Origin of the sequence: Kitasatospora sp. NPDC059747 (assembly GCF_042732955.1) — a bacterium.
Taxonomy (GTDB): Bacteria; Actinomycetota; Actinomycetes; order Streptomycetales; family Streptomycetaceae; genus Kitasatospora.
In genome coordinates this window covers 25614-35076 of record NZ_JBHWGV010000089.1, presented here as the reverse complement: position 1 = coordinate 35076, position 9463 = coordinate 25614, and the positions used below count along the sequence as shown (strand labels likewise).

The window sequence follows — 9463 nt, the reverse complement described above, 5'->3', positions numbered from 1 at the left end:
GGGGGTGGCCCCTCGCGCGGCCCCCCACGCGTTTTTTCCACCCCCCCGCCCCCCACACCGCGCGCCGGGGGCGGTCGCGTCAAAAACCCCCCGGCCCCCCGGCCCCGGTGACCAGCGACTACGCGCGCGGCTTCTCGCGCATCTCGTAGGTCTCGATGATGTCCTCGACCTTGATGTCGTTGAACGACCCCAGGGTCACACCGGCCTCGAAGCCCTCGCGGACCTCGGTCGCGTCGTCCTTGAAGCGGCGCAGGCCCTCGATCGAGAGGTTCTCCGCCACGACCTTGCCGTCGCGCAGCAGGCGGGCCTTGGCGTTGCGGCGGATGATGCCGTCGCGGACCAGGACACCGGCGATGTTGCCGAACTTGGAGGAGCGGAAGACCTCGCGGATCTCCGCGGCGCCGAGGCGCACCTCCTCGTACTCCGGCTTGAGCATGCCCTTGAGGGCGTTCTCGATCTCCTCGATCGCCTGGTAGATGACCGAGTAGTACCGGACGTCCACGCCTTCCTTGTCGGCCGCGGTACGCGCACGGCCTTCGGCGCGCACGTTGAAGCCGATGATGATGGCGTCCGAACCCATCGCCAGGTTGACGTCGGACTCGGTGATCGCACCCACGCCGCGGTGCAGGATGCGGAGCTCGACCTCCTCGCCCACGTCGAGCTTGACGAGGGCGTCCTCGAGGGCCTCGACCGAACCGGAGACGTCACCCTTGATGATGAGGTTGAGCTGCTCGATCTCGCCGGCGGCGATGGCCTTGTCCAGGTCCTCCAGGGACACCCGGACCCGACGCTGCGCGAAGGCGGCGTTGCGGTCGCGGGCCGAGCGCTTCTCGGCGATCTGACGGGCGGTGCGGTCCTCGTCGACGACGATGAAGCTGTCGCCGGCGCGGGGCACCGAGGTCAGACCGAGCAGCAGCACCGGACGGGACGGGCCGGCCTCGGTGAGGCTGTTGCCGTTCTCGTCCAGCATCGCGCGGACGCGGCCGTAGGCGTCGCCCACGACGATCGAGTCGCCGACGCGGAGCGTACCGCGCTGGACGAGCACGGTCGCCATGGCGCCGCGGCCCTTGTCGAGGTGGGCCTCGATCGCAATACCCTGCGCGTCCTGCTCCGGGTTGGCCCGCAGGTCGAGCGAGGCGTCGGCGGTCAGGACCACGGCCTCGAGCAGCTGCTCGATGTTCAGGCCCTGGCGCGCGGAGATGTCGACGAACATGGTGTCGCCGCCGTACTCCTCGGCCACCAGACCGAACTCGGTCAGCTGACCGCGCACCTTGGTCGGGTCGGCGCCCTCGACGTCGATCTTGTTGACGGCGACCACGATCGGCACGCCCGCGGCCTTGGCGTGGTTGAGCGCCTCGACCGTCTGCGGCATGACACCGTCGTTGGCCGCGACCACCAGGATCGCGATGTCGGTGGACTTGGCACCACGGGCACGCATGGCGGAGAACGCCTCGTGACCCGGGGTGTCGAGGAAGGTGATCGGACGCTGCTCGCCGTTCACCTCGGTGACGACCTGGTAGGCACCGATGTGCTGGGTGATGCCACCGGCCTCGCCGGCCACCACGTTGGACTTGCGGATCGCGTCCAGCAGGCGGGTCTTACCGTGGTCGACGTGACCCATGACGGTGACGACCGGCGGGCGCGGGGCCAGCTGGTCCTCGTCGCCCTCGTCGGCGCCGAAGTCGATGTCGAACGACTCCAGCAGCTCGCGGTCCTCGTCGTCCCGGCTGACGATCTCCAGCTGGAAGCCCATCTCGCCGGCCAGCAGCTCGAGGGTCGCGTCGGAGACCGACTGGGTCGCGGTGACCATCTCACCGAGGTTGAACATGACGGAGACGAGCGCGGCCGGGTTGGCGTTGATCTTCTCCGCGAAGTCCATCAGCGAGGCGCCGCTGGACAGGCGAACGGTCTGGCCGTTGCCGCGGGGCAGCATCACACCGCCGACGGACGGGGCCTGCATGGCCTCGTACTCCTGGCGCTTCGCCCGCTTCGACTTGCGGCCACGGGCCGGACGGCCACCGGGGCCACGGCCGAAGGCACCCTGCGTGCCACCACGGGCACCCGGGCCACCGGGACGACCGCCGAAGCCACCCGGACGGGCGCCGCCGAAGCCGCCACCGCCACCACCGGGGGCACCGCCACCCGGACGCGGGCCGCCGAAGCCGCCGCCACCGGCCGGACGCGAGCCCGGACCGGCCGGACGGCCCTGGAAGCCGGGACGGGCGCCGCCGGCACCCGGACCACCCGGACGGCCGCCGGGGCCACCGGGGCCACGGCCGCCGGGGCCCGGACGCGGGCCCGGAGCCGGACGCTGCGGCATCATGCCCGGGTTCGGGCGCGGCATGCCGGACGGGCTCGGCGCGCCGGGGCGCGGACCGGCCGGACGGGGCATGCCGTCGGGACGCGGACGGTCGCCACCGGGACGCGGGGCGCCACGGTCGGCACCGGGGGCACCGGCCGGACGCGGACGGTCGCCACCGGGACGCGGGGCGCCACGGTCGGCACCGGGAGCACCGGCCGGACGCGGCCGGTCGCCACCGGGACGCGGGCGGTCGCCGCCCTGCGCACCCGGAGCACCCGGACGGCCGCCCGGCGCGCCGGGACGGCGGTCGCCGGGGCGGGCCATGCCGGTGGCGCTGCCCGAGGTGAACGGGTTGTTGCCCGGACGCGGGCCGGCCGGACGCGGGCCCGGACGGGCGCCGCCGGAGGCCTGCGCCGCCGGACGCGGGGCCTGGGCGGCCGGACGCGGGGCGTCACCGGCCGGAGCCGGCGAGGAGAACTCGGCCGCGGGCGCGGCCGGGGCCGCCGGAGCGGCGGGACGTGCGGCCGGACGCGGACCCGGAGTCGGCGCGCCGGCCGGCTTCGGGGCTGCGGGGGCAGCGGGGGCGGCCGGGGCGGCGGGAGCCGCGGCGGCCGGGGTGGGACGGGGACCAGGGGTCGCGCTCGGGCGCGGCCCCGGGGTCGGGGCACCCGGCTTGGGGGCCCCGGAGGGAGAGGGCGCCGCGGACTTCCGCGGGCCCGGCTTGGCAGCGCCACCACCGGTGGGGGCCACACCAAGCGCGTCAGTCAGCTTGCGCACGACCGGCGCCTCGATCGTCGAGGACGCCGAACGGACAAACTCGCCGAGCTCGGTGAGCTTGGCCATGACGGCCTTGCTCTCCAAGCCAAGCTCCTTGGCGAGTTCGTAAACCCGGACCTTAGCCACTTCACTCCTGTCTATGAGTCCGGGGTGTCTCGTCCGCCGGACCGTCGCTACTTCATGGGCGTACCCATCGCGTACTCATCGCGTACTCATCGAGTGCTCATCGCAATCTCGACCTACTTCCACATCGCGAGGTACCTGACTGGTGGCACGGCGCGCGGCTGCCCGCCCGCCGTACTTGTTGCGGTGGTTCTCCGAAGCGGGGGGCCCGGGAGAAATCAGGACTCCGGGTTGCCGCCCGCCCGCCCCTCGATGAACCCGCGGAGCCGCTCCGTGTCGAGCGCGCCCTGGAGCCGGAAGGCCCGGGGGAACGCCCGACGGCGGACCGCGAGGTCGAGGCAGGCCGGATCGGGGTGCAGGTGTGCGCCCCGGCCCGGCAGTGCGCCACGGGGATCGGGGACGCAGACGCCCTCGACCGCCGTGACACGCAACAGCTGGTGCTTGGCCGCGCGCTTGCGGCAGCCCACGCAGGTGCGTTCCGGGCGTGCTCGGACATGCGTCCGGCCAGACGAAGGCAAGTCTACCCCTCCGAAGGGACATGGCGCCGCCCCGCCAGTCCCGGAGGACCGGCGGGGACGTCCGCTACAACATTGACTACCGCTCCGCGGATTCCTGGCCGGCGTCCTCGGTGTCCGGCCGGATGTCGATCCGCCACCCGGTCAGACGGGCCGCGAGGCGGGCGTTCTGGCCCTCCTTGCCGATCGCCAGCGACAGCTGGTAGTCCGGCACGATCACCCGGGCGGAGCGCTGGGCCGCGTCGACGATCTCCACGCTGGTCACCCGCGCGGGGGACAGCGCGGCGGCGACCATCTCGCGGGGGTCCTCCGACCAGTCCACGATGTCGATCTTCTCGCCGTGCAGCTCGCCCATCACGGCGCGCACGCGGGCGCCCATCGGGCCGATGCAGGCGCCCTTGGCGTTCAGCCCGGCGCGGCGCGACCAGACCGCGATCTTGGTGCGGTGGCCGGCCTCGCGGGCGATCGCCGCGATCTCCACGCTGCCGTCCGCGATCTCCGGGACCTCCAGCGCGAACAGCTTCTTCACCAGGCTCGGGTGCGTGCGCGACAGCGTCACCGACGCCCCGCGGACACCGCGGCGCACGGCCACGACGTAGCACTTCAGCCGGGTGCCGTGCCGGTAGTCCTCTCCCGGGACCTGCTCCTGCGGCGGCAGGATGGCCTCCAGCTTGCCGATGTCGACCAGCACGTTCTTCGGGTCGTTGCCCTGCTGGACGACACCGGTGACGATGTCGCCCTCCTTGCCCGCGTACTCGCCGAAGGTCTGGTCGTCGGCGGCGTCGCGCAGGCGCTGCATCATCACCTGGATGCCGATGCTGGACGCGATCCGGCCGAAACCGTTCGGGGTGTCGTCGAACTCCTTGGGCTCGACGCCCTCGTCCAGCTCCGCCGGGTCCTCCATCGCCCACACGGTGACGTGCCCGGACTTGCGGTCCAGGTGCACCCGGGCCCGGCGGCGCGAGCCCTCGGTGCGGTGGTACGCGGTGAGGAGGGCCGACTCGATCGACTCGACCAGCAGGTCGAAGGGGATGTTCTTCTCGTTGACCAGCGTGCGCAGGGCACTCATGTCGATGTCCACGGCTACGCCTCCTCGTCTTTCGTCACGTTCATCATGGTCCAGTGCGTGCGGCCGTCACTCCGCACCGTCGTCCCCCTCGTCGAGGAGCTCGTCGTCCTTGCGGTTGAACTCGACCTGGACGCGCGCCCGGGCCACCTCGGAGTACTCCAGGCGGCGCTCCTTCGGACGGCCGCGGCCCTTCACCGGCTGCACCTCGACCAGTGCGCCGTCCTCGTCCGCCTCCAGCACCCGCGCGACGACCTCCCCGCCGTCGGCCAGGTGGATCTTGGCCAGCCGGCCCTCGGCGCGCTGCCAGTGCCGGGGCAGCGCCAGCGGACGCTCGGCACCGGGGGATCCGACCTCCAGCAGGTACGCGCCGTCGCCCATCACGTCCGACTCGTCCAGGGCCTCGCCGACCACGCGGCTGAAGTCGGCGATGGCGTCCATGTCCACGCCGTCGTCGGTGTCGACGTCGATCTGCACCTGGCGGCGGCTGCCGGCCTGAGTGACCCTGACGTCCTCCAGGTCCAGGCCCGCCCGCGCGGCCAGCGGCTCCAGCAACGCGCGCAGCCGGTCGTTGGTGGTGGTGCTCATCCGGGTGGACTCCTCGGCCGCGTCTGCTGTTGTCAGAAGGTCGCTCCGCGTCCCGACGGGTCGCGGCAGCTCGGCCCAAAGCCTAGCCGGTGATGCCGCGAACCACCGATTCCGGACCACACCGCCCAGGCCGTCCGCCACCCACTGCGAGCAAGGTCACACCCGCCCCCGGCCCTCCTCCCGCCCCGGATCCGGGCCGAAATCGTGGGGATTCTGTAATCATTCACGCCTACGAGGGCAGGCGGGGAGGCCGTCCTCCCGTACACGCCCCGGAGTGACACGCATGCAGCCGCCCAGCCGACGGACCTTCCTGGCCCTCGGACTGCTCTTGACCGCCGCCGCCTGCACCACCGGCCCCGACCGGGAGGCGCCCGCCGACGCCCGCCGGCCCGACCCGGACGAGCCCCTCCGCCGACGCGCCGTGACCGCCACCGACGCGCTGCTCGCGGCCTACGACGGCCTGCCGACGGCCCAGCTCCAGCCCCTGCGCGCCGAGGTCGCGGAGCACCGGGCGGCGCTGGCGCAAACCCTCACGCCTCCGACACCGCCCGCACCCTCCACCACCGCGCCGACCCCCACGGCCACTACGTCCCCCGTCACCACCACCGCCGAGCTGGCCGCCCTCGAACGCCGGACCGCCCAAGCCCACCTGGCCGACCTGGGCGCCGCGTCCCCGCAACTCGCCCGGCTCCTGGCCTCCGTCGCCGCGTCGGCCGCCGTGCACGCCACCGCGCTCGGCGACACCGCGCCCCCGGCCGCGCCGGACTCCTCGCCCTCCGCGACCTCCTCGCCCTCCGCGACCCCGGGCGCGGCGCTCACCCCCGAGGCCGTCACCGCGCTCCAGGGCGCCCTGAACGCCGAACACGCCGCCATATACGGCTACGGCGTCGTCGGCGCGAAGCTCCCCGACGACCAGCAGCGCGCCGACGCGCGGACGGCCTACGCCGACCACCAGGCCCGCCGGGACGCGTGGCAGCGCCTCCTCACCGGCGTGGGGGCGACCCCGGGCGCGGCGGCCGCCGGCTACCAGCTGCCGTTCGCCGTCACCGACGCGGCCGCGGCCATCCGCCTCGCCGCCCACATCGAGACCCGGCTCACCGTGATCTACGCCGACCTGGTCGCCGCCGTCCCCGCCCAGCAGCGCACCGCCGCGGCCGACGCCCTGCGCGAGGCCGCCCTCCACGCCCGCCGCTGGGGCGCGCCCCAGCGCGCGTTCCCGGGCATCGACGACCAGGCCACGGCGTCCCCGACCGCGTCGCCGACCCCGGCCCCGACCCCGTCCGCGACTTCCTGAGCCCGGCACCCTCCGCGCGACACTGACCTGCGCTTTCGCCCCGATCACCGACAATGGACGGGTAGCACCACGGGGGAACACCAACCGGAAGGCCGGCATGTCGGGAGCAGCAGCACAGATCACCGTGCCGGCATGGCTGGCGCGCAGCATCGCCGCGAGCCCCGGCGGCGACGCGGCCGGGGCCTGGCTGGCGGGCCTCCCGGAGCGGGTGGCCGCCCACCTGGACCACTGGGACCTCACCCTGGAGCGCATCCTCGACCCGGGGGGCAGCCTGAGCCTCGTCGCCTACGTCCACCGCGACGACCTCTCCCCCGCCGTGCTCAAGGTCGGCCTGGTCACGCCCGAGACGGCCACCGAGCACGCCGCGCTGACCGCATGGGCCGGCCGCGGCGCCGTCCTCCTCCTGGACGCCGTGCCCGCCGAGGGGGTCCTGCTCCTGGAGCGTCTGCACGGCGACATCCCCCTGCGGTCGCTCGCCGAGCCCAAGGCCATGCTGGAGGCGACCAGCCTCCTCCACCGCCTGTGGGTGCCGCTGCCCGAGGAGCACGCCTACCCCACCCTCGCCGACCGCGTCGCCGCCGGGGCCCCCGCCGTCGCGCCCCCGCCCGAGGCGGCCGCCCTCGTCGCCGAGGCCCTGGAGACCGGGACCGCCCTCGCGGCCTCCGCCACCGAGACGTTCCTGCTGCACGGCGACTTCCACCACGGCAACGTCCTCGCCGCCGACCGCGCCCCCTGGCTGGCCATCGACCCCCGCCCCCTCGCCGGGGAGCGCGCCTACGACCTGGCCCGCCTCGTCCTCGACCGCGCGGACACCGTGGTCGGCTCGGCCGGTGCGCCCGGCGCGATCCGCAGGCGGCTCCACCAGCTCTCCGAGGCCCTGGAGGTGGACCAGGAACGCCTGCGCGGCTGGACGCTCCACCGCGCCGTCGACCTCGGCCTGCGCGCCCTCGCCGCGCAGCGCCGGGAGGACGCCGAGCTCTACCTGGAGTTCGCCGGCGCGCTCTGAACCGCGCCCGCGCCTGGCCGCCGCAGCGGCAGCGGGGCCCCCATCACCGCGTACAGCCGGTCCGTGGCCGGGAAGCGCACCGCCCGCGCGAGGTCCTGGTAGCCCAGGGAGCGGTACAGCCGCCGGGCCGGCGTCTCGGCGTCGATCGCCGACAGGATGCTCCGGTCGAGGCCCGAGCGCTCGCACAGTCCCCGGATCAGCCGCGAACCGACGCCCCGGCCCTGCCACTCGGGCAGCACGTGCAGCTCGGTGATGGCGAACACCCCGTCCAGCCAGTCCCCGTGCCCGCGGGAGACCAGGTAGGGCTCGATGACGGTGCTCCACCAGTGCTCGCGCCGGTTGGGCATCCCGTACCCGAAGCCGACGAGCCGCCCGCCGCTCATCGCGCCGAGGGCGATCACCCCGGGCTGCTGGGCGTGCCTGCCGACGATGTGCAGCCGGACGGCGACCTCCTCGGGCGTCAGCCCGAACGCCACGGCCTGGACGTCGAGCGCCTGCGGCGCCCAGGCCGCGAGGTCGATGGCCTCGATCGTCACCCCGGTCAGCTGATCCATGCCCCGGACGTTACTACCCGCGCCGCGCCGACGCGGGCGGAGCCGCAGATCAGCGCCGCCGACCCGGCCGAGCCGCCGGAGGAATCCCCCCTGGGGAGGCCCCACTTGAGGAAGCCCAACGTGAGGAAGCCCGATGTGAAAACAACGGGCGGGCGGACGTCCCCGTCAGAAGAGCACGCTCATGAACGCCCCGACCTCGCGGAAGCCCACGCGTCGATAGGCGGCCCGGGCGCGCACGTTGAAGTCGTTGACGTAGAGCGAGACCACCGGGGCGACCTCCCGCAGCGCGATGTCCAGCACCGCCGCCATCCCGGTCTCCGAGAGCCCCCGCCCCCGGTGCTCCGGCGCGACCCACACCCCCTGGATCTGGCACGCCCCTTCGGTCACCGCGCCGACCTCGGCCTTGAAGACCACCTCGCCGTCGTCCCCGAACCGCGCGAACGACCGTCCCGTGGAGACGAGTTCGGCGACCCGGGCCTGGTACAGCAGCCCGCCGTCCCCGGCCAGCGGCGACACCCCGACCTCCTCGGTGAACATCGCCACGCAGGCCGGCATCAGTGCCTCGACCTCGTTCCGCCGCACCCGCCGGACCAGTGGATCGGGGGCGATCTCCGCCGAGGACACCGTCGTGGCCATCAGCGGCTGGTGGGCGCGCACGTCCCGGGCCGGTCCCCAACTCCGTTCCAGGAGCGCCCAGAAGGCCGCCGTCGGTCCGGCCGGACCGACGATCGAGGAGCACCGGCGCCCCTGGCGCCGCGCCCGCTCCGCGAAGGCCTGGACCGCCGGCGGACCGGCGTTGACCAGGACCAGGTTGGCCCCGGCGTAGCAGAGCGCGTCGAGGACGCCGTCCTCGTCGTACCAGCCCCACATCTCGCCGCCGAGCCGCCAGGGGTCGAGGCCGACCGACTCGACGCGGGTGGCGACGAAGGCGTTGGCGACCGGGTCCCGGTGGAGGATCTCCAGGGCGTCGGCGAGGTCGGGCGGCTCCAGCACGCGGGTGGTGGCCAGGGCGCGGGCGGCCTGGAACGAGCTGGGGAGCATCACACCTCGATCGAGCATCGAGACAGCACCTCACTGAGACGACTCTGGCCGCACCCTACTCCGTGGCCCCACCCGGCTACGGCCGCGGGGGGGGGGGGGGCGGGGCGCCGCCGCGGCCGGGCGCGCGCGCTGACGGGCGCGCCGGGCGCCCCCGCCGCGCGGCGGGCGGGGGGGGGGGGGGGGGGGGGGGGGGGGGG

At 74.6% G+C, this 9463-nt stretch carries 8 protein-coding genes; 2 read left to right on the top strand and 6 right to left on the bottom strand.

All coding sequences use genetic code 11. From position 1 onward, the window contains the following. Positions 1-118: 118 nt before the first annotated feature. The 4 genes from infB to rimP all read right to left on the bottom strand — a co-directional run bounded on the left by infB (position 119) and on the right by rimP (position 5371). Positions 119-3205: a translation initiation factor IF-2 gene (infB, locus tag ACFV4G_RS31150; RefSeq protein WP_380445462.1), complete on the bottom strand. Its 3087-nt coding sequence runs from the start codon at positions 3203-3205 to the stop codon at positions 119-121. 215 nt (positions 3206-3420) lie between these two features. Beyond that, positions 3421-3669: a YlxR family protein gene (locus tag ACFV4G_RS31145; RefSeq protein ID WP_380445461.1), complete on the bottom strand. Its 249-nt coding sequence runs from the start codon at positions 3667-3669 to the stop codon at positions 3421-3423. Between the two features lie 127 nt (positions 3670-3796). Further along, entirely contained in the window at positions 3797-4798 is a 1002-nt protein-coding gene (gene nusA, locus ACFV4G_RS31140) for a transcription termination factor NusA (RefSeq protein ID WP_380445460.1), read from the bottom strand. A 54-nt stretch (positions 4799-4852) separates the two neighbouring features. After that, positions 4853-5371, bottom strand: a complete 519-nt coding sequence (gene rimP, locus ACFV4G_RS31135) for a ribosome maturation factor RimP (RefSeq protein WP_380445459.1) — start codon at positions 5369-5371, stop codon at positions 4853-4855. 283 nt (positions 5372-5654) lie between these two features. Between rimP and ACFV4G_RS31130 the strand changes: the two genes are divergently transcribed. Next, on the top strand, positions 5655-6665 hold the full coding sequence (locus tag ACFV4G_RS31130; RefSeq protein ID WP_380445458.1) for a ferritin-like domain-containing protein: 1011 nt from the start codon (positions 5655-5657) through the stop codon (positions 6663-6665). 97 nt (positions 6666-6762) lie between these two features. After that, positions 6763-7671, top strand: a complete 909-nt coding sequence (locus ACFV4G_RS31125) for an aminoglycoside phosphotransferase family protein (RefSeq protein ID WP_380445457.1) — start codon at positions 6763-6765, stop codon at positions 7669-7671. Here the strand turns inward: ACFV4G_RS31125 and ACFV4G_RS31120 are convergent. Both ACFV4G_RS31120 and ACFV4G_RS31115 read right to left on the bottom strand, forming a co-directional pair. Next, the gene (locus tag ACFV4G_RS31120) at positions 7644-8225 is read right to left on the bottom strand and encodes a GNAT family N-acetyltransferase (protein ID WP_380445456.1); all 582 of its coding nucleotides are present in this window, start codon (positions 8223-8225) and stop codon (positions 7644-7646) included. The two genes, ACFV4G_RS31125 and ACFV4G_RS31120, sit on opposite strands and share 28 nt — an antisense overlap. Positions 8226-8390: 165 nt before the next feature. Then, complete coding sequence (locus ACFV4G_RS31115; protein WP_380445467.1) at positions 8391-9266, bottom strand: GNAT family N-acetyltransferase; 876 nt, start codon at positions 9264-9266, stop codon at positions 8391-8393. Positions 9267-9463 lie beyond the last annotated feature (197 nt).